General features: G+C 68.5%; 28 protein-coding genes. 7 read left to right on the top strand and 21 right to left on the bottom strand.

All coding sequences use genetic code 11. The annotated features are described in order from the left end of the window. Positions 1 to 30: 30 nt before the first annotated feature. The 3 genes from GGR88_RS01880 to GGR88_RS01870 are packed head-to-tail and all read right to left on the bottom strand — an operon-like array spanning position 31 to position 2920. Positions 31 to 1359 carry an aromatic ring-hydroxylating oxygenase subunit alpha gene (locus GGR88_RS01880; RefSeq protein WP_167952429.1) on the bottom strand — a complete coding sequence of 443 codons (1329 nt, stop codon included), beginning with the start codon at positions 1357 to 1359 and terminating at the stop codon, positions 31 to 33. A gap of 32 nt (positions 1360 to 1391) precedes the next feature. Next, a complete protein-coding gene (locus tag GGR88_RS01875) occupies positions 1392 to 2153 on the bottom strand; it encodes an SDR family oxidoreductase (RefSeq protein WP_167952427.1) in 762 nt (253 codons plus the stop codon). 14 nt (positions 2154 to 2167) lie between these two features. Next, the gene (locus GGR88_RS01870) at positions 2168 to 2920 is read right to left on the bottom strand and encodes an SDR family NAD(P)-dependent oxidoreductase (RefSeq protein WP_167952425.1); all 753 of its coding nucleotides are present in this window, start codon (positions 2918 to 2920) and stop codon (positions 2168 to 2170) included. A gap of 158 nt (positions 2921 to 3078) precedes the next feature. Here GGR88_RS01870 and GGR88_RS01865 point away from each other — a divergent pair, with 158 nt between their 5' ends. Continuing rightward, positions 3079 to 3747, top strand: coding sequence for a TetR/AcrR family transcriptional regulator (locus tag GGR88_RS01865; RefSeq protein WP_167952423.1), 669 nt, complete (start codon positions 3079 to 3081; stop codon positions 3745 to 3747). On the opposite strand, the gene GGR88_RS01860 is transcribed toward GGR88_RS01865, so the two are convergent. Beyond that, entirely contained in the window at positions 3729 to 4466 is a 738-nt protein-coding gene (locus GGR88_RS01860) for a ThuA domain-containing protein (RefSeq protein ID WP_167954287.1), read from the bottom strand. The two genes, GGR88_RS01865 and GGR88_RS01860, sit on opposite strands and share 19 nt — an antisense overlap. 71 nt (positions 4467 to 4537) lie before the next feature. On the opposite strand from GGR88_RS01860, the gene GGR88_RS01855 reads away from it, so the two are divergent. Genes GGR88_RS01855 through GGR88_RS01845 form a run of 3 tightly spaced genes read left to right on the top strand, consistent with a single transcriptional unit; the run spans position 4538 to position 7250 of the window. Further along, the gene (locus GGR88_RS01855; RefSeq protein WP_167952419.1) at positions 4538 to 5746 is read left to right on the top strand and encodes a CaiB/BaiF CoA transferase family protein; all 1209 of its coding nucleotides are present in this window, start codon (positions 4538 to 4540) and stop codon (positions 5744 to 5746) included. Continuing rightward, positions 5743 to 6102, top strand: coding sequence for a Zn-ribbon domain-containing OB-fold protein (locus GGR88_RS01850; protein WP_167952417.1), 360 nt, complete (start codon positions 5743 to 5745; stop codon positions 6100 to 6102). The genes GGR88_RS01855 and GGR88_RS01850 overlap by 4 nt, the downstream gene beginning before the upstream one ends. Next, complete coding sequence (locus GGR88_RS01845) at positions 6099 to 7250, top strand: acetyl-CoA acetyltransferase (protein WP_167952415.1); 1152 nt, start codon at positions 6099 to 6101, stop codon at positions 7248 to 7250. Before GGR88_RS01850 ends, GGR88_RS01845 begins: the two co-directional genes overlap by 4 nt. A 15-nt stretch (positions 7251 to 7265) precedes the next feature. Here GGR88_RS01845 and GGR88_RS01840 read toward each other — a convergent pair whose 3' ends face one another. From GGR88_RS01840 to GGR88_RS01825, 4 genes are all read right to left on the bottom strand, one after another. After that, positions 7266 to 7451 carry a hypothetical protein gene (locus GGR88_RS01840; protein ID WP_167952413.1) on the bottom strand — a complete coding sequence of 62 codons (186 nt, stop codon included), beginning with the start codon at positions 7449 to 7451 and terminating at the stop codon, positions 7266 to 7268. A 128-nt stretch (positions 7452 to 7579) separates the two neighbouring features. Continuing rightward, positions 7580 to 9079, bottom strand: coding sequence for a class I adenylate-forming enzyme family protein (locus GGR88_RS01835; RefSeq protein WP_167952411.1), 1500 nt, complete (start codon positions 9077 to 9079; stop codon positions 7580 to 7582). Beyond that, positions 9076 to 9453 (bottom strand): hypothetical protein, encoded by a 378-nt coding sequence (locus GGR88_RS01830; protein WP_167952409.1) that lies wholly within the window; start codon positions 9451 to 9453, stop codon positions 9076 to 9078. The genes GGR88_RS01835 and GGR88_RS01830 overlap by 4 nt, the downstream gene beginning before the upstream one ends. After that, a complete protein-coding gene (locus GGR88_RS01825) occupies positions 9450 to 9914 on the bottom strand; it encodes a hypothetical protein (RefSeq protein WP_167952407.1) in 465 nt (154 codons plus the stop codon). The genes GGR88_RS01830 and GGR88_RS01825 overlap by 4 nt, the downstream gene beginning before the upstream one ends. Before the next feature lie 100 nt (positions 9915 to 10014). Here GGR88_RS01825 and GGR88_RS01820 point away from each other — a divergent pair, with 100 nt between their 5' ends. After that, a complete protein-coding gene (locus tag GGR88_RS01820) occupies positions 10015 to 10710 on the top strand; it encodes a TetR/AcrR family transcriptional regulator (protein WP_167952405.1) in 696 nt (231 codons plus the stop codon). A 7-nt stretch (positions 10711 to 10717) separates the two neighbouring features. Here the strand turns inward: GGR88_RS01820 and GGR88_RS01815 are convergent, their stop codons facing one another. The 9 genes from GGR88_RS01815 to GGR88_RS01775 all read right to left on the bottom strand — a co-directional run bounded on the left by GGR88_RS01815 (position 10718) and on the right by GGR88_RS01775 (position 21368). Further along, complete coding sequence (locus GGR88_RS01815; protein ID WP_342449693.1) at positions 10718 to 11500, bottom strand: enoyl-CoA hydratase/isomerase family protein; 783 nt, start codon at positions 11498 to 11500, stop codon at positions 10718 to 10720. After that, entirely contained in the window at positions 11493 to 12038 is a 546-nt protein-coding gene (locus tag GGR88_RS01810; protein WP_245196413.1) for a nuclear transport factor 2 family protein, read from the bottom strand. The genes GGR88_RS01815 and GGR88_RS01810 overlap by 8 nt, the downstream gene beginning before the upstream one ends. 55 nt (positions 12039 to 12093) lie before the next feature. Next, on the bottom strand, positions 12094 to 13431 hold the full coding sequence (locus tag GGR88_RS01805) for an MFS transporter (RefSeq protein WP_167952400.1): 1338 nt from the start codon (positions 13429 to 13431) through the stop codon (positions 12094 to 12096). Continuing rightward, positions 13428 to 14228 (bottom strand): SDR family NAD(P)-dependent oxidoreductase, encoded by an 801-nt coding sequence (locus GGR88_RS01800; RefSeq protein ID WP_167952398.1) that lies wholly within the window; start codon positions 14226 to 14228, stop codon positions 13428 to 13430. Before GGR88_RS01800 ends, GGR88_RS01805 begins: the two co-directional genes overlap by 4 nt. Next, the gene (locus GGR88_RS01795) at positions 14225 to 15634 is read right to left on the bottom strand and encodes an FAD-dependent oxidoreductase (RefSeq protein WP_167952396.1); all 1410 of its coding nucleotides are present in this window, start codon (positions 15632 to 15634) and stop codon (positions 14225 to 14227) included. The genes GGR88_RS01800 and GGR88_RS01795 overlap by 4 nt, the downstream gene beginning before the upstream one ends. A gap of 7 nt (positions 15635 to 15641) precedes the next feature. Beyond that, positions 15642 to 18128, bottom strand: coding sequence for a TonB-dependent receptor (locus GGR88_RS01790; protein WP_167952393.1), 2487 nt, complete (start codon positions 18126 to 18128; stop codon positions 15642 to 15644). A 211-nt stretch (positions 18129 to 18339) separates the two neighbouring features. Continuing rightward, on the bottom strand, positions 18340 to 19230 hold the full coding sequence (locus GGR88_RS01785; protein WP_167952391.1) for an SDR family oxidoreductase: 891 nt from the start codon (positions 19228 to 19230) through the stop codon (positions 18340 to 18342). Between the two features lie 15 nt (positions 19231 to 19245). Then, positions 19246 to 20223, bottom strand: coding sequence for an acyl-CoA dehydrogenase family protein (locus GGR88_RS01780; RefSeq protein ID WP_167952389.1), 978 nt, complete (start codon positions 20221 to 20223; stop codon positions 19246 to 19248). Then, positions 20220 to 21368, bottom strand: a complete 1149-nt coding sequence (locus GGR88_RS01775; protein ID WP_167952387.1) for an acyl-CoA dehydrogenase family protein — start codon at positions 21366 to 21368, stop codon at positions 20220 to 20222. Before GGR88_RS01775 ends, GGR88_RS01780 begins: the two co-directional genes overlap by 4 nt. 176 nt (positions 21369 to 21544) lie before the next feature. Between GGR88_RS01775 and GGR88_RS01770 the strand changes: the two genes are divergently transcribed. Together GGR88_RS01770 and bktB are read left to right on the top strand one after the other, a co-directional pair. After that, the gene (locus tag GGR88_RS01770) at positions 21545 to 22012 is read left to right on the top strand and encodes a MaoC family dehydratase (protein WP_167952385.1); all 468 of its coding nucleotides are present in this window, start codon (positions 21545 to 21547) and stop codon (positions 22010 to 22012) included. 12 nt (positions 22013 to 22024) lie between these two features. After that, complete coding sequence (gene bktB, locus GGR88_RS01765; RefSeq protein ID WP_167952382.1) at positions 22025 to 23215, top strand: beta-ketothiolase BktB; 1191 nt, start codon at positions 22025 to 22027, stop codon at positions 23213 to 23215. Positions 23216 to 23256: 41 nt separating this feature from the next. Here bktB and GGR88_RS15150 read toward each other — a convergent pair whose 3' ends face one another. From GGR88_RS15150 to GGR88_RS01755, 4 genes are all read right to left on the bottom strand, one after another. After that, positions 23257 to 23898 (bottom strand): SLC13 family permease, encoded by a 642-nt coding sequence (locus GGR88_RS15150; protein WP_342449692.1) that lies wholly within the window; start codon positions 23896 to 23898, stop codon positions 23257 to 23259. 29 nt (positions 23899 to 23927) lie between these two features. Further along, positions 23928 to 24320 (bottom strand): TrkA C-terminal domain-containing protein, encoded by a 393-nt coding sequence (locus tag GGR88_RS15145; RefSeq protein ID WP_245196503.1) that lies wholly within the window; start codon positions 24318 to 24320, stop codon positions 23928 to 23930. Further along, on the bottom strand, positions 24226 to 25086 hold the full coding sequence (locus tag GGR88_RS15140; RefSeq protein WP_245196412.1) for an SLC13 family permease: 861 nt from the start codon (positions 25084 to 25086) through the stop codon (positions 24226 to 24228). Before GGR88_RS15140 ends, GGR88_RS15145 begins: the two co-directional genes overlap by 95 nt. Before the next feature lie 145 nt (positions 25087 to 25231). After that, entirely contained in the window at positions 25232 to 25669 is a 438-nt protein-coding gene (locus GGR88_RS01755; RefSeq protein WP_167952380.1) for a hypothetical protein, read from the bottom strand. Between the last annotated feature and the right edge of the window lie 3 nt (positions 25670 to 25672).

Below are 25672 nucleotides of genomic sequence, written 5' to 3'. Positions count from 1 at the left end.
GCCGCGCGGCGTTGCCCCGCGCGTGCCCAATCAGATGTCGTTGGCGGCCTTGCCGTCCGGATAGACGTAATCGTCGATGACTTTATGGAAATGGCGGATGCGCAGCTCCTGGTCGCCCACCCACAGGCCCTTGAAGCCGGCCGACTGCATCCCCTTCTGCACGGTGGGCAGGTTGAACGCGTCCTGGTCCAGCACCTGGCCGATCGTGCGGTCGCCATGCTTGAACCGCTTGTGCTTCGGCCGCTCCGGCCATTCCTCGCCCTCGGGCACCAGCTCGATCATCCAGATGTCGTAGAACATCTTGTTCGGGTCGGTCGGGTGCGGGCGCTGCCGGAACATCATCACGTCGTCGGCGTGGACGTTCATCGAGACGTTCGGGAAGATCGAGTAGTGATAGTCGTCGGTCAGCTGATCGTCGTTCAGTTCCGAATAGTCCTTGCCTTGTTCGGCACCATGCGCGCGCTTGAACAGCTGCACGTCGCGGCGGATGTCGCTGACGCGGCCTTCATATTCCGCCGGGTCCATGCCCGCCTTGACCATGATCTCGTAGATCGCCGGCGGGATCGCGGACGGCAGCGCGACGCGGCCCGACACGGTCGCGAACGGCACGAGATAGCGGCTGTGCCGCTCGTACACGTCGATCTGCGCGTTTGTGTCGTCCAGATACCATTGCAGCTGCGGGTGGATGCCCTGCACATGGTAGACCTCGGAGAAGGCGTCGACGCTCGCCTTCCAGTTGCAGTCCCATTCCACCGTGATGTCGCGCACCCAGGCCATGCGCTCCAAGTGATAGGGATCGAGATGCTTCGGCATCGGATCCAGGAAGCGCTCCAGCGGCTCCACGTCCGGATTGAGCGAGAACCACACGAAGCTGCCCCATTCCGCGCACGGCAGCGACGGGATCTTCGCGCCCGGCGGGCAGCCCTGCGGAAAGGTGTCGAGATCGGGGATGCGCTGGATCTCGCCGTCCAGGCCATAGGTCCAGTGATGGTACATGCAGCGGAAATTCTCGGCATTGCCGAGGCCTTCGGGACGCAGCTTGTTCCCGCGGTGCAGGCAGACATTGTAGAAGGCGCGCACCGACATGTCGTGCTGCCGCACGATCAGCACGCTCTCCTTGCCGATCTCCGTGCAGATATAGTCGCCGGGTTCCTTGATGTCGTCGGATCGCCCGCCGAGCAGCCAGACCTTGGTCCAGATTCGCTCCCATTCCAGCTTGGCGAAGGCTTCGCTGGTGTAGCGGTCGGCGGGGATCAGATCATAGCCGAGATCCGGGTCCTCCTCCTTCCAGGTGGGAGTCCCGTTCGGCCAGTCCTGCGGATTGACCCGGATGATGTCGACCTTGCGCTTGACGTCCATGCGACTGCCCTTCGATCGGCTTTCGTCGTTCTTCAGAAATGGGTGCGGTTGGTGAAGCCGCCATCGACCACCAGGTGCGACCCGTTGACCCAGGAGGCCGCCGGGCTGGCCAGGAACACGATGGCGCGCGCGATCTCCTCCGGCGTGCCGAGCCGGCCGGTCGGCTGCTGGCGCAGCTGCGCGTTGTAGAACTTCTCCATCGTGCCCTTGATCATGTCCCAGTTGCCGCCCTCGAACTCGACGGGGCCCGGCGACACCACGTTGACCCGGACGCCGTTCTTGCCGTGGAACAGCGCAAGCTGCTTGCCCCAGGTGACGAGCGGCGCCTTCATCGCGTTATAGGCCTGCGGGCCGCCCATCGCCTCCACGACGGAGGTGGTGGCGATCAGCACGATCGATCCGCCGCCCTTCTCCTCCATGGTCGGGATCACCGCCTCCACCGCCCGGACCGGACCCATCACGTCCACCTCGAACGCGTTGTACCAGTATTTCTCGCTGCCCATGCCGCCGCCCGACGAGGTCAGCGGGATCAGGATGTCGACGCCGCCCAGCGCCTCGATCGCCCAGGCCAGCCATTCCTTGTACTCGTCGGCCTTCTTCACGTTGACGGCCTTGCCGACCACGTTGGTGCCGTAGCGCTTCAGGTCGGCGACCGCGTCCTTCACGCTGTCCTCGCCGCGCGCACAGATCGCCAGGTCGCAGCCTTCGCGCGCCAGCGTCTCGGCCACCGCCATGCCGATGCCGCGCGCCGCGCCGACGATGATCGCCTTCTTGCCGGAAAGTCCAAGGTCCACGTGCTAAACTCCTCTCAAGCCCTGATCTCGTCGGCGCGCGGCAGCCGGCACAGCTGCGCCCCGCCGCTGACATGGATGATCTCGCCGGTGGCGAAGCAATCCTCCGCCGCCAGCCATTCAACCGCGCTCGCCACCTGATCCGGCGTCACCAGCGCGCCCAGCGCGCTTTCACGCCGGTACATCGTGTCGAACCGCTCGTTCGACAGGAAGCTTTCCGTCATCGGCGTGCGCGAAAAGCCCGGCGCCACCGCGTTCACGCGGATGCCGAGCGGACCGAATTCCAGGGCCGCGACCCGGACCAGATGGTCGAGCCCGGCCTTGGCCGATGCGTAGGCGGCGAGGCCCGGGCCCGCCAGCCGGGCCGTCACCGACGAAAACAGCACGATCGCGCCGCCGCCCGCCGTCGTCATGGACGCACCGACATGCTTCAACAGCAGCAGGTTGGCGGTGACGTGCATGCCCCACTGCGCCTCGATCTGCTCGCGGCGGATCTTCAGGATCGACTGGCCGAGCGTGGTGCCGGCGGCGTTCACCGCGACGCGGATCGGCCCGGCTTCGGCGACCAGCGCCTCGATCGAGCCTTCGTCCTCCAGATCGCAGAACAGGGCACGCCCGCCGATCTCGTCGGCCAGCCGCTCCAGCGGGTCCATCCGGCGGCCGGCGACGATCACGGCATCGCCGGCCGCCGCCAGCCGCCGGGCCGTCGCCTCACCCAGTCCGCCGGCGCTGGACGCCCCGATCACCAGCGATGTTCGCCTGCCTGCCATCGCCCGATCTTGGACCAGCTGCCTGAAGCGGGCAAGGCGAAAACAAGCATGCATGTTTTTTTCAGGTGGCGGCGCTTTGGTCGGGCGGTTGGCCGCGGCAGCCTTGACTTCGCTTTCGAAAAACAATCATGACTGCTTGGACGAAAGGTGCGGCAGGCATGGCTTTGGCGACAACTCGATCCTCAACGCCGCGCGCCGTGCGCGACCCGGCCGACGGCAGCCCGACGCACCAGTCGCTGAAGAGCGCGCAGACCCGCGCCCGGCTGATCGACGCCGCCATCCGGTGCATCGTCCGCTTCGGCTATGCCAACACCACCACGCCGCGCGTGGCGAGCGAGGCCGGGCTGTCCCGCGGCGCCATGCTCCACCATTTCGAAAACGGGCAGGCGCTGATCAAGGCGGCGATCGTGGAGCTGCACGAAAAGCGGCTGCGCGCCTTTCGCCGCGCGGCGGATGTCGGCGACCATGATGTCGGCACGCTGGTGCACACATATTGGCGGCAGTTGCAAAAGCCGGGTTTCATCGCCTTTCACGAGCTTGCGCTTGCCGCGCGCACCCATCCGGAGCTCGGCCGTATCCTCCAGCCGCTGCAAGCCGAATTCAGCGCGCGCTTCAACGAGCAGGCCTATGCCCTCTTCCCCGAATGGCAGGGCCAGCGCGACCAGTTCGACCTTGCCATGACGCTGTCGCAGACGATGCTGGAAGGTCTTGCGGTCGGCCTGCTGACGGGATCGGTCAAGGAAGCGACGGTGGAGCCGATGCTGGCGCTGCTGGAACAGCAGATCCGCGCCCTGAACCCCGCGCTCGCTCAACAGGCCTCGGCATGAGGGCGGCCCCAGGCGATGCCGCGGCGAAGAAGTTCGTAGAACACGGGATAGTTCCAGCCGCAGCGCTGCGGATGCGGCCAGAAGCCGGCGAGCGGCATCAGGTCATAATGGCCCCGGCAGTGGCCGAGCGTCAGGTACAGCACGGCCCCGGCGCCGACCGCGCGCTCGTAGAGCACCGGCACCTCCGCCTCGTCCCAGCTGCGATCCTCGAACTCCGGGCAGTCGCCGGTGAACTGGGTGTGCAGCAGCACGTCGATCTCGCCCGTGCGCCGGGTCAGGTAGAGCTCGTCCTCGATCCGGAAGTCGCGCAGGCCCCGGGTCATCGGGTGGTCGCCCTTGGTGACGAACACCTTGAACGGGCCGATCGGCGGGTGCGCGGCAAAGCGCGTGCCGAGCATGGCCGTGACCGCGGGCGCAGCATTGGGTGTGCGCACGGTGCCGTCGGGCAGCGGCTCCAGAACGGAATTGGTGCCGTGAAGCGCGAACCAGCGGCCGCCCCGCGCCAGGAACGCCGCGAGCGCGTCGGCCTCCGCCGGCCGCGGCATCAGGTCGCAGGTGTAGGTGATCAGCAGGTCGGCCGCCGCAAGCGCGTCCAGATCGGCATAGTCGCTCGACACGCTGGTCCGGATGTCCGCCTGCTCGGCGAGCAGCTTCAAGAGCTCCAGCCGCGCAAAATCGATGTCATGGAACTTGCCGGCCGCCACCAGATGAACACGCATCACCATGCCTCGCCTCCCGCTACGCACGCGAGGCTATCCGCTGTCGCCCTCGCCGCAAGGGGGGTTTCGCGTTGAGCGGGCGGGGCCAGGGGCCGCTCGCCGGCGTTCGCGTGCTAGACTTGACCAGCGTGTTGATGGGGCCGTACGCGACGCAGATCTTCGCCGATCTGGGCGCCGACGTGATCAAGGTGGAAAGCCCGGACGGGGACACCACCCGCTACCTGCCGCCTGGCCCCGATCCGACGCGCGGCGGCATGTTCCTGAACGTCAATCGCGGCAAGCGCTCCATCGTGCTCGATCTGAAGCAGCCGGCCGCGCGCGACGCGCTGCTGAAGCTTGCCGAAAACGCCGACGTGTTCGTGCATTCGATGCGCGCGCAGGCGATCGGCCGGCTCGGGCTCGACTATGACGCGCTGAAGGCGGCGAACCCGAAGATCATCTACGCCAACCTCTACGGCTTCGCGCGGTCGGGCCCATACCGCGACTATCCCGCCTATGACGACATCGTGCAGGCCGCGTCGGGCCTGGTCGACCTCCAGGCGCGGCTGTCGGGCGGGGTGCCGAGCTACCTCGGCACCGTCGTGGCGGACAAGGTCGCCGGGCTCACCGGCGCTTATGCCATCATCGCCGCATTGTTCGCGCGGGAACGCACCGGCATCGGCCAGGAGGTCGAGGTGCCGATGTTCGAGACGCTCGTGTCGTTCACGATGGTGGAGCATCTGTGCGGATCGCTGTTCGATCCGCCGCAGGGCCCGCCCGAATATCCCCGCGTCACCTCCGCCGCGCGTCGCCCGTACAAGACGAAGGACGGCTATGTCGGCGTGATGATCTACAACGACAAGCATTGGCGCGGCTTCTTCGCGGCGCTGGGCGATCCCGACTGGTCGAAGGACCCGATGTTCGCGACCATGCGGACGCGCACGGAGAATATCGGCGCGGTGCTCGCCCGCCTCGCGCTCGTGATGGAGGAGCGCACGACGGAGGAGTGGATGGCGCTGTTCCGTGAGGCGCACATTCCGGCCATGGCGATCAACAGCACCGAAGATCTGCTGCACGATCCGCACCTGGTTGAAACCGGCTTCTGGCAGACCCGCGGCACCGACGCAGGCACGCTGCGCTTTCCCGGCATCCCGACCGGCTTTTCCGAAACGCCCGGCGCGATCGGCGAGGCGGGGCCGCGGCTGGGCCAGCACAGCCGCGCCCTGCTCGCCGAGGCGGGCCTGCGTGAGGACGAGATCGCCGCCCTGATCGACAGCGGCGCCGCGCGCGAGCCGGCATGACCGCGCCCGAGGCCGTCTGGCGCGAGGCACTTGGTGACGGTCGCCTGATGCTCCAGCGATCCCGCGCGTCCGGCGACCGCTTCTTTCCGCCGCGGCTGGCAGAGCCCGCCACCGGCGACGAGGATTGGGAGTGGGTCGATGCGATCGGCCTCGGCACCGTCTATGCGGTCACCGTCATTCACCCGAAGCCGCCCGAGCCGGCCTACAACGTCGTCCTCGTCGACCTGGACGAAGGACCGCGGCTGATGAGCAGGGTGGAGGGCATCGACCCTGCCGCCATCCGCATCGGCGACCGGGTCCGCGCGCGGATCGACGGGTCGGGCGCCGACGCGCTGCTGCTGTTCGAGCCGGCATGACCGCCCGTTTCCCGCGCGGCGCGACGTCGATCGCAGGCCTCGCCACCTTCGGCGTCGGCGAGGCGACGGGGCTCTCGGCGCTCGACATCGCCGGTGGGGCGGCGCTGGCCGCGGTTCGCGACGCCGGCATGGCGCTGCGAGACGTCGATGCGCTGTTCTGCTGCCTGCCGGACGACATGCTGGGCGGCCTGGCGCTGGCCGAATATCTCGGGCTGCAGCCGCGCTTCACCGACAGCAACCGCACCGGCGGCTCCGCCTTCATGAGCCACATGGCGACCGCCGCGGCGATGCTGACCTGCGGCATGATCGACGTCGCGCTGATCGCCTATGGCTCCAACCAGCGCACGGGCGGCGGCAAGCTGTCGACGCCGGCGAAGAGCAACCGGTGGGACGCACCCTATCGCCCGCTGTTTCCGCTGTCCTCCTACGCGCTCGCCGCCGCGCGCCACATGCACGAGTTCGGCACCACGCGGGAGCAGCTGGCGGCGGTCGCGGTTGCCGCGCGCGGCTGGGCGAACGGCAATCCCGAGGCCTTTGCGAAGGGCCCGCTGTCGATCGAGGATTGCCTGTCGTCGCGGATGATCTCCACGCCGATCACGGTGCGCGACTGCTGCCTTGTCACCGATGGCGGCGCGGCGATCGTGGTGACGCGGACCGACCGCGCGAAGGATGGGCCGAAGCCCCCAGTCCCCGTGCTGGCGTCCGCCGCCGCGACCTGGTGGCACTCCGTCGCGCAAACGACCGACCTCACCACGACCGCCGCGGCGGAAAGCGGCCCGCGCGCATATGAAATGGCAGGTGTGCGGCCGTCGAACGTGGGATGCGTGCAGCTCTACGACGCATTCACGATCAACACGGTCCTGTTCCTGGAAGACCTGGACTTCTGCGCCAAGGGAGACGGCGGCCCCTTTGTGGAGAGCGGGGCGATCGGTCCGGGCGGCACCCTGCCCGTCAACACCAATGGCGGCGGCCTGTCCTGCTGCCATCCCGGCATGTACGGGCTGTTCGCGATCGTGGAGGCCGCACGACAGCTTCGCGGCGAGGCGGCGAACCAGATCCCGGATATCCATGTCGCACTGGCGCATGGCAACGGTGGGACCCTGTCGAGCCAGGCGACCGTGATCCTCGGAACCGCGGACACGCTCTAACGGAACTTGTGCTCGCTAAAGGAGGATCCGGGGCTTCAGGCTCGCTTCCTGCCGCAGCGCTTCCTCGTACAGGCGGGCATAGCGTTTCGCCATGTCGGTATGGATCGCAGCGATTTCGGGCGCCGACGACCGCTCCGCCATGCGCTTCTCGTGCTGCTCGCGGCGGCGGTAATAGATGTGGCTGTTCAGTTGATCCATCATGACAAGACCTCTGAATTCGTCACCACCAAATGTATCGCGCTCGCTCCCATGCTCCTCAACATGGATCAGATCGCCTTCAACTCTTTCCATAACTTAGGCGAATCATCGCAGCGGCATTGTCACGCAGATCAGGCCGTCCTTGCGACCACCAGAGACTCCACTGCTTCACGCATGATCTTGCCGCTGACGTTGCGCGGCAGGTCGTCGTTCTCCACGAAGAGGACGATGCGCGGTCGCTTGTAGCCGGCGAGGCTGGCGCGGCACAGCCGCTCGACCTCCGCCTCGTCCAGGCTAGGGTCGCGGCGCGCGATCACGGCGGCGACCACTTCGCCCCAGCGCGGATCGGCGGCGCGAACCGCCACCGCATCGATCACCCGCGCGTCGTCCAGAAGCACGCGCTCGATCTCGGCCGGGTAGATGTTCTCGCCGCCCGACTTGATCAGGTACTTGCTGCGGCCGACGAAATGGTAGCCGTCCGGGCCCCGACGGAAGAGATCGCCCATCCGGTACCATCCGCCTTCGGCAAAGCTTGCCGCGGTCGCCTCCGGTGCGTTCCAATAGCCGCTGAACAGCGTCGGCCCGCGCGTCCAGGCCTCGCCGACCTCGCCATCGGGAACGTCGCGTCCGTCCGGGCCCACCAGGCGCAGCTCGGCCAGCGGGCTCAGCTGTTTGGGCAAGGCCGCGGGGGCCATGCCAACGGGAACGCGCCCGGCCGAAAGCGGGCCCATGCCCGTTTCCGTCGCGCCGAAGCTGTCGAGATAGGGCGTGTCCGTGGCGCGCGTGATCGCCGCCAGCTCCTGCCCCGGCACCAGGTCCGCCATGCAGCCGACCGCGCGCAGGCGCCGGGGGCGGATGCCGCGCGCCCGCAGCCGCTCCACCACGGGCGCGATCGTCGCCGGCACCAGCATCAGCCATCCGATCGGGTGCGCCGCGACGATGTCGCAGATCGCGTCCGCATCGAAGCCGTCGACGACGAAGCCATGCCCGCCCGACATCAGCACCGCCAGCAGATGCTCGGTCCCGCCCATGTGGAACATCGGCGCCCAGCTGATGTAGCCATCATCGGCGGTGATGCCGATGTCGAGCCGCGTCGCGCACATCCGCGCGACCTCCGCACGGTGGCTGATCGCGGCGGCCTTGGGGAGCCCGGTGGTGCCGCTGGTGTAGATGATCAGGAGCGGATCTTCCGGCTCCGCTGCCGCGGGGCTGTCACCATCGGCACCCATCGCGTCGATCGGCAGCACCTCCCCCGCCCAGCACCCCTCCGCCAGCGCGCGATACCGATCGGACGCGATCATCAGCGCTGGATCGACCAGCGCGATGCAGTGGCGCAGCTCGGGCGGCGACAGGCGCCAGTTCTGGCAGGCAACGATTGCCCCCAGCCGCGCGGCGGCAAGCTGCACCAGCGTGTAGGACACGCGGTTCTCCGACAGGACGGCGACGCGGTCGCCGCGCCGGATGCCGCGCCGGGCGAGGTCGGCCGCGACCGCGTCCACCCGCGCGATCAGCGCGCGATAGGTCAGGGTCATGCCCTCGCCGGTCAGCGCGGGCCGGTCCGGTCCGCTTTCGGCGCGCGCGCGCACCATGGCGTAGACGGTCGTGCCGGTGGCGGCACCGGCCGCGATCATGGCGCCGGGCGCCGAAGCTCGATCACGGCGGTGACAACCGGCTCCCCGTCGCGCGGGCGGTGGAGCGAGGCGGTCACCCGGTCGGGCGCGGCCAGCTCCCCCACCGCGACGGCGCGGTCGCCCTCCAGCAGATTGGCCAGGAAGCTCGCCTCCACCCGGGCGATCTCCGCATCGGGATCGTCGATCATCACCATGTTGAGGAGATAGGCGAGGTTGGCGGGCCCGGGATTTACCCGATACGGGCCGAAGCCCAGCCGCTCCGCCGCCGCGCGGTCGAGATGGATGGGATTGTCGTCGCGGAGCGCCTGGCACCAGTCCGCCATCTCCGGCCCCGGGACGCTGTCGACGGCGAAGGGCGGCAGCAGGCGCATCATGCCGCCTCCGGCCGCGGCATGATCCAGGACAGCGTCACGTCCGCAAAGCGCCGGCCGTCCGATTCCACGTGCAGGCGGATGTCGACATGATCCGCCTGGCCAAAGCGGCGGCTGGGCTTGCGCGTGATCGCCGACACCTCTCCGCCGACCACATAGTCGCGGTCCACCTCCATCGGCGGCCCGTGGTCGATGCTGGTGCGGGCCAGCACCGGGCCGTCGTCGATCGACGATCCGCACATCCGGCACAGCTCGGCCACGGGGACGCCCATCCCGCCGAGCGCGGCGAGGAAGGCGAAGATCGGATGGGCGCGCCTGTCGCCGGATACGCGTGCCGGCGCCCGGGCCGCGGCCCGGATGCCGTCGTCGAGCGCGCGGTCCAGCCGGTAGCGACCAACGGGGATCGTGATCGGGGTTGCGGCTGGGCCCTGAGGCCACGATGATGCGCCATCGACCGGTACCATCGCGACCCTCCTCTTCTTGCATCCCGACCACCAGCTATATAAGTCGGGCTCAACAAGCGGTCAAACAGCGTCGGCCGGCAGGGAGAGGATGCACGAGCGGATGGGTGATGCGCAGATCGGCGGGGTGGCATGGCGGCGACGCAAGGAAGCCCGCGCGCCAGAGATCATGGAGGCCGCACGGCGCCTGATCGAGGAACATGGCGCAGCCGCGACCTCCATGGCCCGCATCGCCCAGGCCGCCGGGGTTTCGGAAGCCACCGTCTACAAATATTTCGAAAGCAAGCAGGATCTGGTCAACCAGGTGCTGCACGAATGGGCGACGCCGTTCATCGACCGGCTGCGGAGCGAGCTGGAGCATGTCACGGGGCTTCAGCCGCGGCTGACGCTGATCGCCATCCGCTTCCTCCGCTCGCTGGGCGAGACGCCGAAGCTCCACCGCGTGTTCTTTCAGGAACTGCGCTGGACCAATTACCGTGGAACGCCCCTCCACAAGGCGAACCAGAGCTTTGCCGGCACGGTCATCACCGTGGTCGAGGACGCCATCCGCAGCGGCGAGGTGCGCGCCGACGTGGACCCGGTGATGGTGCGCGACATGCTGTTCGGCGGGCTGGAACATATCGGCATGCGGACCAGCTTCGTCGGCCGCGACATCGACTATGAAAGCACGGCCGCGCGCTATGTCGCGACCGTGCTGAACGGCATCGTCACGCGATCGGGCGGCACATCGATGCCGGACGAGCTGACCCGCCTGTCGGCCTTGATCGACCGGCTGGAGGGCGCGACCGGGCCGCGGTGAGGCCGGCTCAGCCCGCAGAATCGTTGAAGCGTGCGCCGCGTCCTTCGGCAAAGGCGGCGATCCCCTCGCGGCCGGCAGCGGATGCCAGGGTCTCCTCGCCATAGGCCCGGCCGAAGCGGAGCGCCTGGTCGATCGGCATGTCGGCCGCGCTGTCGAACAGCATCTTCGCACGGCGCACGGCCACGGCGTCGAAGCTCAGGATCTGTTCCGCCACCTCGCGGGCGCGCGGCATCAGCCGGTCTGCGGGCACGACTTCGCTGACGAGGCCGAGCGACAGCATGCGCGCGGCATCCACCGTTTCCCCGGTCAGGATCATCCACAGGCCCGTCGCGCGCGGCACGGCATGGGCGAGCCGCTGGATGCCGCCGGCGAAGGCGAACAGGCCGCGCTTCACCTCGCTCAATCCGAAGCGGGCATGATCGGCGGCAATCACGATGTCGGCGGCCAGGAGCATCTCCATGCCGCCGGCCACCGCGGTTCCGTTGATGGCCAGGATCAGCGGCTTGGTCCGTCGCCGTTCCGTCAACCCCGCGAAGCCGCGGCCCGGGATCAGGCCGTGGCCGGCGCCGATGGCGGCCGCTTCCTTCATGTCCATGCCCGAGCAGAAGGCGCGGTCGCCCTCCCCCGTCAGCAGGATCGCGCCGATGCCGGCGTCGCGCTCGGCCTCCTCCACGGCCTCGTCGATGGCGGCGGAGGTCGCGGCGTCGAGCGCGTTGGCGCGCGCCGGGCGGGCGATGGTGAGGATGAGGAGCCGGCCCTGCCGCTCGATCCTCAGCCCGGGCTCAGCCACTCGCCGCGGCCTGCGCGGCCCAGCCCGGCAGCCCTTCGGGGAAGTCGGCCGGCCGCGGGTCGCCATAGGCGAGGTTGCGGTCGCGCTTCCCCAGGATGCCGGCATATTCCGACAAGGGCACATAATAGAGGAAGCTGATCTCACGCGCGGCGAACAGCCAGCGGTCGGCGACCCGGCGGTAGCGATCCTTGTAGCGGATCGAGCAGACCATCATCTGGTCGCGCCGCCACAGTTCGGCATGGCCGGACACGCGGCCCGTCGCCTCGTCGCCATCGCCGATGTCGAGCACGACGTCGTGCATGAAGTGCGCGCCCGCGCCGAGCACGGTGAAGCGTCCGGCATATTGCGCCATAATCGCATCGATCCCGGTCGCGTTCATCACCCCGTCGGCGGACGTCACCGTCGCATCGTCGGTGAACAAGGCGGCGATGCCGTCATGATCGCGGTCGTCGATGGTGAAGCAATAGCGCGCGATCAGCTGACGGATCTGCGACTCCGCCTCCAGCCGGCGGATGCGTCGTTCCAGATCGTCCATCATCACTCTCCTTGGTCCCGTCGCGGCGCGGCAAGTCTGATCCGCCGCGCATCGTCTATCAAGCCGCGTCTCCGGCGATGATGCGCCGATAAGGGGCAAGCGCGCGCGCCACCACGATCGCCGTCAACATCGCCGATCCGGCGCACACGATCGCCAGCGATTCCCCCACCCGCGCCTCATCGGCGAAGACATAGTCGGTGAGAAGCGCGACCAGCGTCGGCGCCAGCAGCATGCCGGCGACCGTTGCCACGAAGACGTAGATGGCCGACGTCATGCCCCGCATCCGGTTCGGCGTGGCAAGCTGCAACGCGGAGGCGGCGACGGACGCGGGCGCGGAATAGCAGACGCCGGCGATCCCGGCGCAGAGCATTGCGACCTCGAAGCTTGTCGACATCCACATGCCAGCGCACGCGGCGACCAGCACGAGCGAGGTGATCACCGGCAGCCGCAGATAGGCGTCGGCATATCCGCGCGCCTGCAGCATCCGGGCGAGCCACGGGCCGGACAGCACGCCGATGGTGCCCGATAGCAGCGTGACCGCCCCGTACTGCACGCCCACCTCCGTGATGGTCATGTCGAAGCGGCGCATGGCGAATGCCGGAAACCAGGCGGGAAAGGCGTAGAGCGGGATGAAATTGCAGGCCATGCCCAGGTAGAAGAAGCCGTAGAAGCCACGCCGCCGGCGCATGGTGGCGACCACCTCGGCGATCGGCATGGCGCCGGCGGAGGCCGCGGCCGGATCCTCGCGCCGCGCCGGCTCCTGGACCGCCAGCAGGACCAGCGCGCAGACGAAGCCGGGTGCCGCGACCAGCAGGAACGTGACCTGCCACGGCGCAAGGCCGGCGAGGAGCGGCCAGCCCTCGTACCCGCTCCCGGCAACCCACTGGATCGTGAGGCCGCCGAAGAGAAGCGCCAGACCGCCACCCAGATAGGGCGCCATCAGGAAGATCGAAAAGGCGGTCGGCAGTTGCCGTGCGTCGAACATGTCGCTCAGCATCGACCACACGGCAGGCGTCATCCCGGCCTCCGCACCGCCGACGCCGCTGCGCGCGAAGAACAGGCTCCAGAAGCCACGCGCAAAGCCGCACAGCGCGGTGAAGCCGCTCCAGACGACCAGCGCACCCAGCAGGATGTTCCTGCGCGGCGCCGTGTCGCACCACCGGCCGAACAGCGGGCTGAACAGGATATAGGCGACGGAAAAGGCGGGTCCGATCAGCAGGCTGATCTGCGTGTCGGACAGGCCGAAGTCGGCCTTGATCGGCTGCACCAGCAGGTTGAGGATCTGCCGGTCGATGAAGCCGACGGTGTAGATCACCGTCAGGATGACCAGCACCGCCCAGGGATTGCGGATGCCGCGCCGCGCCGGGCGCTCAGGTGCGATCGCGTCCATCCTCATCCCGCCGTCTCCGCGCCGATGTAGCTCGCCGAGCGGTCGTGATAGCCGGGTGGCGTCATCGCGTTGCTCAGGCCGGCATCCACCACCAGCACCTGCCCCGTGATGGAGCGGCCATCGTCGCTCGCCAGATAGGCGAAGGCGGCGGCGATCTCGTCGGCCTCCACGCTGCGGCCGAGCGGATTGCGCGCGGCGCCCGCCTCGCGCACGGCATCGGCACCGCCGTAGACCTGCGCGGTCAGGAAGGTCGGCACGGTTCCCGGCGCAACGGCATTCACCCGCACGCCGTGGGGCGCCATTTCGGCCGCGACGGACCGGGTCAGCCCGACGACGCCGTGCTTGGCCGCGGTGTAGGCATGGGGGCCGAGCGGCGCGACCCCGGCGACGCTGGTGGTCGACAGGATGACGCCCGATCGCTGCGCCCGCATCACGCGCGCGGCATGCTTGGTGCCGAAGAACACGCTGTCGAGCAGCACGGCGCAGGTCTTGCGCCACCCGTCCTCCGACAGCTCCGTGATGCTGCCGACCGCGCCCGCCAGCCCGGCGTTGCTGATCATCACGTCCAGGCGGCCGTGTCGCGCAACCGCTTCGTCCACCAGCGCGGCCACATCCGCCTCGCGGGTGACGTCGGCGTGGCGGAAATGCGCGCCGATCTCCGCCGCGATCCGCTCGCCCGCGGCATCGTTGATGTCGGACAGGATCACGATCGCACCTTCTTTGGCAAAGCGGCGCGCGGTGGCCTCGCCAAGGCCGCTCGCGCCGCCGGTCACGATCGTCACCTTGCCACTCAACCGCGTCATGCCTGTCTCCTTGCCGTCGCGGCATTGTGCCCGGCGATGCGGCCGAACACGACCGCGTTGGCGATCGATGCGCCGCCGGACGCGTAGCATTCGCCGAACATGCCACCGGTCGTCTCGCCTGCCGCGAACAGCCCGGGGATCCGCCGGCCCGCCTCGTCCAGCGCGCGCGCGTCGGGATCGATGGCGATGCCGCAGCCGGTCCAGCAGATGATCGCGGCGCGGATGCGCGCGGCATAGAATGGCGGCGTGCGGACCGGCCGCAGCAGCGCGGGCGGCTTGAAGAAGTCGGCATCGGCGCCGCCCGCCGCGGCCTCAGTCATCCGATCGGCTTCCGCGATCAGCGCGGCGGCAGGCACGCCGATCTTCCCGGCGAGCTCGGCAAGGCTGCCTGCCTGCTGAAGCGTGCCGGCGTCCACCGCATCCAGCAGGCGGTCGGCCGTCCAGGAGGGTGCCGGCCGATGGTCAGCGAGCCGAGAGGATCGACGTGCATCCTCGTCGAACACGGCAAAGGCGCTGGCGCCCGGTTGCTCTTTCAGGATCGCGCTCAGCACCGAATATTCCAGCGCCTCGTTGACGAAGCGGCGGCCGTCCGCGCCGACCAGCATCAGCCAGCCGGGCAGGTAGCTTTCCAGATCCCGGCCGAAGCCCGGGGTGAGCAGCAGCAGCCCGCGGTTGCGTCCATCGATGCCTGCACCAACTGCCACGGCCGCGTCGATGCCGTCGCCCCGGCAATGGTCCGACCCGATGTACCAGTGAGCGTCGCCGTGGCGCGCGGCATCTGGGTAGAAATGTTGCAGCTTGTCGGGGGACGCGCCGAAGCCGCCGCTCGCCACGACGACGCCGTCGGCGCGGACATCGGTGCCGCCGGCGCGGATGCCGCGCACGGAGCCGTCCTCCACCAGCAATCGCTCCATGCGGGTGTCGACGGCGATGTCGACGCTGCGCCCCTGGAGCGAGGCTTCGAGCACGGACGCGATCTCGGCCCCGCCGCCCTCGGCACGGTGGCCGCGCGGCATCGGATCGGCACCCGCCGCATAGAGGCCTTGGGCCGGGAAGCGCACGCCGATGTCGCGCAGCCATTCGAATGCAGGTGTCGCACCCCGACAGATGCGAGCGGCAAGCGCCGGGCGAAGCTTCCACTGGTTGAGCGTCAGCCAATAGCGCAGCATGTCTTCGGCACCGGGATCGTCGATGTCGCGTTCGCGCTGAACGGAGGTGCCGGCGGCATAGAAGACGCCGCCCGACAGCGCGGTCGATCCGCCGGTGCGCGGCGCCGCCTCCACCACAAGCACGCGCGCGCCGGCATCGGACGCGGTTGCGGCCGCGCTCAACCCCGCGGCGCCCGACCCCACCACCACGACGTCATAGTCGGTGGGCGGATCGGAACGGCGCGCGGGATCGCTCACGACCGGATCAGTACCGCATGGTCAGTTGCAGCTGCACCGTGCGCGGCACGTTGGCAAAGCCGCGCTGGTCGGACGGGCGCGCATTGTTGGTGCCGGTCCCAAAGCCGGTCGACGACCCGTCGAGCGCGCCCGTGATCCAGAACTCGTTGGTCAGGTTCTTCCCGATCAGCGCCACCTGCCAGCGATCGTCGTCCGACCGCACCCGGAGCGACGCGTCGAGCGCCCAATAGTCGGGCTGGCGCGTCACCGGATTGCCGAAGGGCGAGCCGAGATAGTCGCTGCTGTAACGGGTATCGACGGACGCCGCGCCGACCAGCCCGGCTGCGACCGGCCGTTCATAGGCGACACCGAACGCGCCGGTCCATTCCGGCGCGACGGAGGTCGGCACGCCGCTCAGGTCCTGACCCAGCCCGCCGAACGCCGTGGTGTTGCAGCCCGCCGCGATGCTCTGCCCCGTGTAGCAGGGCGCGATGAAGTCCTTGTAGCGCGCGCGGTTGTAGTTGATCGATCCACGCATCGTCAGCCCGTCGATCGAGCGCGGCGCGAACTCGCCCTGCACCTCGATGCCCTTGGTGCGCGCGGAGCCCGCATTGGTGGTGATGAACGCGAACGTCTGCCCGTTGAAGAAGTCGATCTGCAGGTCTTCGTAGAGGAAGGTGTATGCGGTCACGTCGAAGCGCAGCTGGTTGTCGAGCACCGTTGCCTTGAAGCCGGCCTCAAACCCGCTGGCGCTTTCCGGCCCGAACGACAGATCCTGCGGGCGGCTCGTCACCAGATAGGCCGACGCGTTCGAGAAGCCTCCCGATTTGTAGGCGGTCCGGTAGGCGCCGTAGATCGTCAGATCCTCGGTCGGCTTCCACGTCACCGTCGCTTCGGGCGACCAGTCGGTAAAGGTCTGGTCCGCGATCACCGGCTGGCCGACGCGGTAGTTGGCCAACAGCGCCGTGTCGTGCACGAAGAAGCTGTCCTTGGTCTCGTGCGTGTAGCGCACGCCGCCGGTCAGCTCGATCTGCTCGATCGGCGTGACCGTCAGCTGCGCATAGGGTGACACCGTCCGCCCGTCGGTCGCGCTGACCTTTCCGAACGAGACATAGCGGTCGATCGGCGCCTTGCGCGTGTCCTCCAGATTTCCGGCAAACACATTCTGGTCGACCGACCGGCGCGTGTCCTGGAAGAGCAGGCCGACGAGGCCGTTGATCGGCCCGTCGAGATCGGTCACCGCGCGCCCTTCGAACGACACCGCCCGGAAGCGGCTGTCGTCGGTCACCCAGATCTGGTTGACCGCCTGCTGATAGTCGCTGTCGGCAAGGAAGTAGGTCTTCGACCGCTGATAGTTGCCGATCGCGGTGAAGTTGATCCAGTCGGCGTCGTAGTTGAGCGTGAGCGTCGCCCCGATCGAGCGATACTCACCCCGCAGCCGGCCATCACGCGCGATCGGGAAGGATGCGGCGATGTCGGCGGGCATGGCGCTGTGATAGGTGAACCAGTCGCGGCGGCAGCGCACGGTGGGCTGCAACTGGCTCGATCCGCCCGGGCAGCTGAAGAGGATGTTGTTCCAGGCCGGATTGTTCGTGGTCTGGATGGTGCCGCCCATCTTCAGGACCGCATTGAAGCGGTCGGTCGGCTCCCATTCCACCGTGACGCGGCCCACCAGCTCGCGCTCCTGCGGGCTGTTGCGCGGACCGGGCGGCGCGACGTGCGGTGTGAGCACGCCGTTCGCCAGGTTGCGGGTGTTGAAGGTCTGCGGCCCAGAGAGGCCGTCCGTATAGCCTTCCAGCATCTCCGACAGCCTGAGCGCGACGCGAGCGCGGAGCGTATCGGTGATCGGGCCGGAGACGATCTGTTCGCCGTAGATCTGCTGCGCGTTGAACTCGTACCCGACGCGAGTGATGTTCTCGAACTCATTGGTCGGGCTCGCGGTCGAGATCGAGATCACGCCTGCCGTCGCGTTCTTTCCGAAGAAGAGCGCCTGCGGCCCTTTCAGAAGCTCGAAGCGGTCGAGGTCGAAAAAGCCTTCGGAGATGACGCGGCCGTTGCCGTAGTAAACGCCGTCGACGATCACCGCGACGGACTGCTCGATGCCGATCGACGACGAGTTGGAGCCGATGCCGCGGAGCGTCAGCTGCGCGCCGGACCCGACTGCGGACCGACCGACCTGGAATTGCGGCGTCAGCGCGGCGACCTTCTCGATCGAGCTGAGGTCGTAGGCTGCGATCTGTTCGCCGCTCAACGCGGTGATCGCGACCGGGATGTCCTGCGCGCTTTCGTTGCGGCGGCGGGCCGTGACCACGATGTCGTCGAGGCCCCCGGCCCCGTCCTGCTCCACCCCGGTGTCGGGAAGCGTGGGCGCCGGGATGGGACCGGGCGTGGCGGGTCCGGTCTGATCGGCGGGCGGCGGCGCCGCCACCTGGGCATGCGCCACAGACGCGAGCGCGACGGTTGATGCTGTGGCGAGCACGAGCCCGCGCGCGGTGTCCCCGAAGAGCCTTTTCATACCACCTCCATTGGCTGCTCATTCGGCAGCCTTTCCGAGCGCCGCAGCGCGCCTCAGAAATGGAGGATACCTCATCTAGTGCTTTCGCACTACCCTTGTTGAGGAGGGTTCATAAAATAAAGCAGGCGGCAAGCTGCTGGGGTACGGGTTCTAGAGACAGCAGACCCGAGCCAGGCGCTTCCAAGAAAGCCTCACCCTTGTTGAGCTTGGCTTAGATGATCCACTGCTGCCGCGCAGCCCAGCGTTCGATCGGCTCGGGCGGGGCTGGCAGCAGCGTCAATATGGGCGTCATGTCGACGGTGAACGGCTGCTCTGCGCCATGATTGTACCAGTGATAGATCCGCTCCAGCGCGTCGATCAGCGTCGGCGTCGGCAGCGACTCCGCCCCGAAGCGCGCGGCCATGCGCGTGGCGAACGTGGCGACGGGCAATGTCTCGAACCGCAGGGAACGCCCGACGACCGGCGACAGGCGACGCGCCAGTTCGGGGCCGCAGATCGCGTCGGGGCCGCCCACGTTGAATGCTTGTCCTGCAAGCGCGGGACGATCCATCGCCGCGATCATCAGATCGGCCGTGCTTTCCTGGCTGATCCAGCTCACCGGCAGCGTCTCGTCATGCGGATAGCGGATGACACCTTCGTCGCGGATGCCGGCGACAACCCACGGGAAGCGCAGATTGCCTGCATAGATCACCGGCTGGATCGACACGGTGGGAACGCCGCTGTCGAACAGGTTCTGGCGGATCCGGAACCGCGCGTCCTGCGCGGCGAAGCCGAGCGGCGCATCGCCCAGATACATGCTCGTGTTGAACAGGATCATGCCGGTGCCCTCCGCCCGGGCGGCCTCGGCGACGGCGTTCGCGGCCGCCTCCACCATGCCGGCATCGTTGAAGGAGGTGGACGGCAGCGTCAGGAACACCCGGTCCGATCCGGCGACCGCGCGCCGGATGCTGTCGTGATCGCGGTAGTCGGCCTGCACCGCGTCGACGTCGGGCAGCCGGGAGGGATCGCGGACGGCGGCCACCGGCCGGTGCCCGGACGCCACCAGGCGGTCGATCTGAGCGCATCCCTGGTCGCCGGTGGCGCCGAAAACGGTGACGCGCATGGCCGATCCTCCCCGTCAGCGGCCGGCGAGTGCCGTTCTGACATGATCGAGCGTCAGCGGCTCCGGCGCCGACAGGCGGGCGCGGCCGATCCGCTCCGCCCAGTAAGTCTCGCTTCCTGCGGCCATGCGCGCGTCGATCAACCGTCGCGAGTGCAGCTGCAGGTCATATTCCTCGCTGATCCCGATCGCGCCGGTCACCGCATGGGCGATGGCAAGACCGCGCCGTGCGGCCGCATCCGTGCGCAGCTTGGCAACGCCGGCGCGACCGGCATCGATCCTGTCGCCCGCAAAGGCGATCCTGGCGGCCATTGTCGCGGCCGCGCTCTCCTCCGCCAGCACGGCGATCTGCTGCTGGATCGCCTGAAAGCTGCCGAGCGGCTTTCCGAACTGGCTGCGCTCACCGGCATAGCCGACGACCATCGCCAGCACGGCGGCCAGCGATCCTGCAGTCTCCGCCGCACGCAGCGCTGCTGCCGTGGCCAGAAGGTCGGCGGTGCCCGAAAACGTGCGGTGACCGCCGCTGTCCAAGTGGATGCGCGCGGCGGTGCCGACGCTCTCCTCGGCGGCAGCCGCAACCAGCGCAAAGCTGTCACCCTCGTCCACCAGCGCCAGTCGTGCATAGCGGGCGAGCGGCAACGGCAGCGTCGTGCCCTGCGTGATCGCGGCGGCCGGAACGATCACGATCGGCACTTCGTCGACAGTTGTACCGCCCGGCGCGACCAGCGCACGGGCGGCGATCGTGTCGGCGAGCGGAAGCGGGACGAGGTGCTTTCCAAACAGCATCGCCAGCTCGCCGAGGTCAGACAGCGTCAGCCCGACGCCGCCCGCCTCCTCCGGCACGAGCGCGTGCAAGACACCCAGCGCGACAAGCTCATCCCACAAGGCGTCCGGCGCGTCGCCGGCATTCCAGCGGCGGACCTGATCAGGCGTGCAGGCGTCCGCCAGCATCCGGTCCAGCGTCTCGATGATCATGGCGCCGACGTCGCTGGTCATTTCAGCCCGATCCCCTTGGCGATGATCCCGCGCAGGATCTCACGCGTGCCGCCGCGAAGCGAGAAGCTCGGCGACATCTGCGTGACGTAGCGGAGCGCCTGCCAGTAATCCTCGTCGCGCCGCTCCGGCGGGAGGGCGTCGCCGAGTTCGATCAGCAGCTGCGGCACCGTCTGTTCGAAGCCGGTGCCCAGATCCTTGATCAGCGATGCCTCGACAACGAGGCTCTGCCCGGCTTCCAGCAGACCGGTGACGGAGATCGACATGGCGCGAAGGACGGCAAGCTCGGCCACCAGCCGGCCCAGCGCCTGGATCGCGGCGCTGCCGAGCTCCACGCCGCGCAGGCGCTCCACCCACGCGTCGAGCAGCACCAGGCTCGAGTAGATGCGTTCGGGCCCGCTGCGTTCCAACGCAAGCTCTGCCGTCACCTGGCGCCACCCGTCACCTTCGGCGCCGACCAGCGCATCGGCGGGAAGGCGGACATCCTCGAAATGAACTTCGCAGAAATGTTCGTCGCCGGCGATGTCGGCGATCGGCCGAACCGAAACGCCCGGAGAGGACAGGTCGATGATCAGCTGCGACAGGCCCCGGTGGCGGTCGTCGACGCTGCCAGACGTGCGCACCAGCGCGATCATGTAATGTGCATGCTGGGCGTTGGTGGTCCACAGCTTGGCACCGTTCAGGATCCACCCACCGTCCGCCTGCGGCTCCGCGCGCGTGCGCACCGATGCCAGATCGCTGCCCGATCCAGGCTCGCTCATGCCGATGCAGAAGAAGCGTTCTCCGCGGCAGATGGCGGGAATATGCGCCTGGCGCTGATCCTCCGTCCCGAACTTCAGGAGGAGCGGCGCGCTCTGTCGGTCCGCGATCCAGTGCGCCGCGACCGGCGCGCCCGCGGACAGCAGCTCCTCCACCACCACGAAGCGGGCGAAGGCACCCATCCCCTGCCCGCCATAGGCCGGCGGTAACGTCAGCCCGATCAGCCCGGCCTTGCCGAGCGCCCTGCTGAAGTCCGCATCGAACCCCTGCCAGCTGCGCGCCCGCGATGCGAGCGACCGGCCGGCGACCGCATCTGCAATCAGCGCGCGGACCTTCGGGCGGATCGCCTCGGCCTCGGCAGGAATGTCCGTCAACGGCAGGTCGGTCACATCATCTCTCCGCCAGCAAGGCTATGCCATTCATCCATCCCGTTCCAATATCAATTATCCTGACCTTGATAGCCTGATGGTTTCACGCTCTGACACGTCTGGGGTATCAACCATGGTCGAGACGATACTGGCGCGCGCCTTCACGGCGGGTCCATAAAGGCGGCGAGGAGAGACAGATGACCGACCTTCCGCGCATCGCCCAGGGCCGCTATTTCGACGAGCTCACGGCGGGCGACCGGTTCCGCACGCATCGCCGGACGATCACGGAGGCCGACCTGGTGGCCTTCATCAACGCCGCGGGCATGCTGGAGCAGATCTTCATCGACGCCGAACATGGCGGCGCGATGGGAGGACGACCGGTCCCCGCGGCGCTGACCTACTGCTTCATCGAAGGATTGCAGATGCAAAGCTTCGTGCAGGGCACGGGGCTCGCCCTCCTGGAGGTCAGCACCAAGGTGAAAGCGCCGGTGCGGGTGGGCGACACGATCTGGGCGATCATCGCCGTCTCCGCGGTGCGTGCGACGTCAAAGGGCAATCGCGGCATCGTCTCGTTCGACGTCGACGTGCTCAACCAGGACGAGACCGTCGTCATGACCTACACCGTGACGCGCATGATGGCGGGCAACCCCGCCCGCACCGCCTGAAGGAGGATATTCATGGAACCGATCGCAATCCTGTCGGGCGTGCGCACCGCCATCGGCACCTTCGGCGGCAGCCTGAAGGACACGCCGCCGAGCGACCTTGGCGCCAAGGTGATCGCGGAGGCCGTGCGCCGGGCCGGCCTGGCACCGGAGGATATCGAGCATGTGGTGATGGGCCAGGTGATCCAGACCGAACCCAAGGACGCCTATCTGGCGCGGGTTGCGGCGCTGAAGGCAGGTGTCCCCGTCACATCGCCTGCGCTGACGCTCAATCGTCTGTGCGGGTCGGGCGTCCAGTCGATCGTTTCCGCCGCGCAGATGATCGCGCTCGGCGAGGTCAACGTCGCGGCGGCAGGCGGTGCGGAGGTGATGAGCCGGTCGCCGCACTATGTCGCGGCCGCGCGCTTCGGACAGAAGATGGGCGACGTCCGCATGGTCGACGCGATGATCGAGGTGCTGAGCGACCCGCTCGACGGGTACCACATGGGCATTACCGCCGAGAACGTCGCGCGTGATCACGGCATCACGCGCGAGGCGCAGGACCGCGCGGCTGCCGAAAGCCATGCGCGCGCGCACCGCGCCCAGCAGGACGGCCGCTTCGCCGACCAGATCCTGGGCATCGAGGTGAAGGCGAAAGGCGGCACGCGCGTGTTCGACCATGACGAGCATGTGAAGGGCGAGACGACGGTGGAGACGCTGGCGGGATTGCGGGCCGCGTTCCAGAAGGACGGCACCGTCACCGCCGGCAACGCATCGGGCATCAACGACGGTGCCGCCGCCGTGATCCTGTCATCGCTGGCAGAGGCGGAGCGCCGCGCGATCACGCCGATCGCCCGCATCCTCGGCTGGGGCCATACCGGCGTCGAACCGAGCCACATGGGCCTGGGACCGATCAAGGCCGTGCCGAAGGCGCTGGAGCGCGCCGGCCTCTCGCTCGATCAGATCGACGTCATCGAATCGAACGAGGCCTTCGCCGCACAGGCCTGTGCGGTTTCGAACGCGCTGGGCTTCGACCCCGATAAGGTCAATCCGAACGGATCGGGTATCTCGCTCGGCCATCCGGTGGGCGCCACCGGCACCATCCTTGTGGTGAAGGCGATCGCGGAGCTGGAGCGCACCGGCAGTCGCTATGCGCTGGTCACGATGTGCATCGGCGGCGGCCAGGGCATCGCCATGGTGCTGGAACGCGAGGGCGCCGGCAACTGACCGTGCCGCAGCGCGTCCGTGCGCCGGTTCAGAGCGCCGGTTCAGAACAAGACGCTGATTGCGAGGCAGGCCGTGATCCCGGCGACGATGTTCATCGGCAAGCCGATCTTCACGAAGTCGGTGAAGCGATAATTGGCAGCGCCGTAGACCAGCGTGTTCGTCTGGTAACCGATCGGCGTGGCGAAGCTTGCGCTGGCGCCGAACATCACTGCCACGATCAGCGCGCGCGGATCCATCGCGGTCACCGCGCCCAGTTCGATGACGATGGGCGTCATAATCACCGCGACGGCATTGTTGGTGATGGTTTCGGTCAGGATGCTCGTGACCCCATAGACGGCAACCAGCAGCAGCAGGGGCGACGCTGCGGAAAGCAGTGGCGACAGCATACCGACGATCAGCTCTACGGTGCCCGCGTTCTGTAGTCCGGTGCCGAACGCGAGCATGCCGAAGATCAGGACCAGCGTGTTGCCGTCGATCGCGCTCCATGCCTCTTCCGGTTCGATGCAACGGCTGAGCAGCACCACAGCGACGCCGGTCAACGCCAGCGCCTCGATGGGCAGCCCGAACAGCGCCGCGAGCAGCACGACCCCTGCCAGCGTCGCGACGGCAATGGGCGCACGCCGACGCTTGAAGCTGCGCGCGGGCGCCTCCGCGACCTGGGCAAGGCCGGTGTTCGCCTGCAATGCCTCCGCACCGTCGGCACCCGCCGCGATCAGCAGGCGATCGCCCGCGCGAAGGCGGGCGCTGGCAAGGTCCGGACCCGCAGATGTCGCGGCCGCGACAGGCCCAGCACCCTCGCCTTTAGCCGCGACAGCATGGGAATGTCGGCAAGCCTGCGACCGATCGCCGGATGAGACGGCGAGATCAGCGCCTCGATCAACTGGACGTCTGCAGGCTGACGAGGCGAGACCAGCGAGATTCCGGTGCCAAGTCCCTTCAGGCCCACGCCGAAATCATCCGCTTCGGCAAGGGACGCAAGCTCGGCGGGACTGGCGGCGATGATCAGCTGATCATCCTCCGCGAGCACATGGCGATCGATGTCCGCGCGCACGGTGTTCCGCCCCCGCCGAACCGCCAGCACGTCGACGCCCGGCCGCCGCCACAGCCCGGTATCCGCCAGACGGCGGCCGATGAGGGCGCTGCCGGCGCGGACAAGCAGATGCGACAGGTAGCTCTCGCTCTCCGCACGTCCCCCTCAAGTCCGCCTCCGCCCGATCGGGCAGCAGGAACGGTCCGGTGAGGGCAAGGAAGGCGGCGCCCACTGCCGCCGTCGCCAGGCCGACCAGGCTGATCTCGAAGATGCCGAACGGCGCCTGCCCCTGCTCCTGCGCCACGCCGTCCACCAGCAGGTTGGTAGAGGTCCCGATCAGCGTCAGCGTGCCGCCGAGGATGGACACATAGGACAAGGGGATCAGCAGCCGGGTCGCTGTGATGCCGAGCACCCTGGCGAGCCGCTTCACGATCGGGATCAGGACGATGATGACGGGCGTGTTGTTCATCACCGCCGATGCGCCGACGGTGCCGAGGCCGATTTCCGCCAGAGCCCGAACCGGGCCCTGCCTGGCGCGACCGATCACCCAGCCGGATACCGCCTCCAGCACACCTGTCCGCAACAGTGCGCCCGACAGCACGAACATGGCCGCGATGGTGATCGGCGCCGGGTTGCCGAAGACCTGAAGCAGCGCACCCGGCGCGATGAAGCCGAGCAGCATCATGGCGATGCCGCCGGTGACCGCCACCACGACGGGGGGCAATCGCTCGAGCGCGAAGGCGGCGAACAGCGCGAGGAGAAGGATCAGGCCGATCCAGTCACCATGCTCCGCCATCAAGGTGGCGAGCGCGGGCGGGAGGGAGGCGTGAAACGGCTGCATCGATGCTAGGGTCCTGCAGCGCACCCGACGCTGGCGCAAGACGGGAGGATGCTGGATCAGCGCTCCTACCCCGGCCGGATGGTCGCCGCGACTTTTCCCGAACGCCCGACGTGCGCCGCCTCAGCCGGCCACTGACGCCAGATGGTCAGCGGCTGTGCGCACAGGCCTCGTCACGCGCAGCCGCCAGCAGGACGCGGCCGACAAGTGCATCCTCCTCGACCTGTGTTGATGCCACCATCACCGTAGGCTCGCCCAGCCAATAGATCCGGCCGGGGCGATCACCGCCGGGAAAGACGCGGCGCATGATCGTACGTCCGGCACGCCCATCCGACAGGACGATCGGGCGCGCCTGCTCGGCGGGCGGCACATCCACCCGCACGAACAGCTGGCGGCCGCCCGCGATCAGGATCCACCAGTCGTCGCCATGCCGCTCCGCCTTCTCGCCGGCTTCCACACGCAAGGCATAGCGTGGCGTGCAGATGACCTCAGGGCCGCTGCGCACCTCGATCGGTGGCGCGGGCGGCGGGATCGCGGCGGCGCTGCCGCCCCATGCCAGCAAGAGCAAAGTCGCGAAGCGCCGCACCGT

This window comes from Sphingomonas jejuensis (genome assembly GCF_011927695.1).
Taxonomy (GTDB): Bacteria; Pseudomonadota; Alphaproteobacteria; order Sphingomonadales; family Sphingomonadaceae; genus Sphingomonas_K; species Sphingomonas_K jejuensis.
The sequence above is the reverse complement of the archived record's forward strand: the minus strand, read 5'-3'. Positions and strand labels throughout refer to the sequence as shown.

Bases quoted from the DNA above. Each gene is read 5' to 3' on its own strand.
- GGR88_RS01845 (WP_167952415.1), top strand. From the start codon at position 6,099: ATGACCGCCCGTTTCCCGCGCGGCGCGACGTCGATCGCAGGCCTCGCC.
- GGR88_RS01860 (WP_167954287.1), bottom strand. From the start codon at position 4,466: ATGCGTGTTCATCTGGTGGCGGCCGGCAAGTTCCATGACATCGATTTT.
- GGR88_RS15140 (WP_245196412.1), bottom strand. From the start codon at position 25,086: ATGCAGCCGTTTCACGCCTCCCTCCCGCCCGCGCTCGCCACCTTGATG.
- GGR88_RS01835 (WP_167952411.1), bottom strand. From the start codon at position 9,079: ATGATCGCGGCCGGTGCCGCCACCGGCACGACCGTCTACGCCATGGTG.
- GGR88_RS01810 (WP_245196413.1), bottom strand. From the start codon at position 12,038: ATGATGGACGATCTGGAACGACGCATCCGCCGGCTGGAGGCGGAGTCG.
- GGR88_RS01850 (WP_167952417.1), top strand. From the start codon at position 5,743: ATGACCGCGCCCGAGGCCGTCTGGCGCGAGGCACTTGGTGACGGTCGC.
- bktB (WP_167952382.1), top strand. From the start codon at position 22,025: ATGGAACCGATCGCAATCCTGTCGGGCGTGCGCACCGCCATCGGCACC.
- GGR88_RS01805 (WP_167952400.1), bottom strand. From the start codon at position 13,431: ATGAGGATGGACGCGATCGCACCTGAGCGCCCGGCGCGGCGCGGCATC.
- GGR88_RS01865 (WP_167952423.1), top strand. From the start codon at position 3,079: ATGGCTTTGGCGACAACTCGATCCTCAACGCCGCGCGCCGTGCGCGAC.
- GGR88_RS01880 (WP_167952429.1), bottom strand. From the start codon at position 1,359: ATGGACGTCAAGCGCAAGGTCGACATCATCCGGGTCAATCCGCAGGAC.
- GGR88_RS01830 (WP_167952409.1), bottom strand. From the start codon at position 9,453: ATGATGCGCCTGCTGCCGCCCTTCGCCGTCGACAGCGTCCCGGGGCCG.
- GGR88_RS01770 (WP_167952385.1), top strand. From the start codon at position 21,545: ATGACCGACCTTCCGCGCATCGCCCAGGGCCGCTATTTCGACGAGCTC.
- GGR88_RS01820 (WP_167952405.1), top strand. From the start codon at position 10,015: ATGGGTGATGCGCAGATCGGCGGGGTGGCATGGCGGCGACGCAAGGAA.
- GGR88_RS01780 (WP_167952389.1), bottom strand. From the start codon at position 20,223: ATGACCAGCGACGTCGGCGCCATGATCATCGAGACGCTGGACCGGATG.
- GGR88_RS01840 (WP_167952413.1), bottom strand. From the start codon at position 7,451: ATGATGGATCAACTGAACAGCCACATCTATTACCGCCGCCGCGAGCAG.
- GGR88_RS01785 (WP_167952391.1), bottom strand. From the start codon at position 19,230: ATGCGCGTCACCGTTTTCGGCGCCACCGGCGACCAGGGATGCGCTCAG.
- GGR88_RS01790 (WP_167952393.1), bottom strand. From the start codon at position 18,128: ATGAAAAGGCTCTTCGGGGACACCGCGCGCGGGCTCGTGCTCGCCACA.
- GGR88_RS01825 (WP_167952407.1), bottom strand. From the start codon at position 9,914: ATGGTACCGGTCGATGGCGCATCATCGTGGCCTCAGGGCCCAGCCGCA.
- GGR88_RS01800 (WP_167952398.1), bottom strand. From the start codon at position 14,228: ATGACGCGGTTGAGTGGCAAGGTGACGATCGTGACCGGCGGCGCGAGC.
- GGR88_RS01870 (WP_167952425.1), bottom strand. From the start codon at position 2,920: ATGGCAGGCAGGCGAACATCGCTGGTGATCGGGGCGTCCAGCGCCGGC.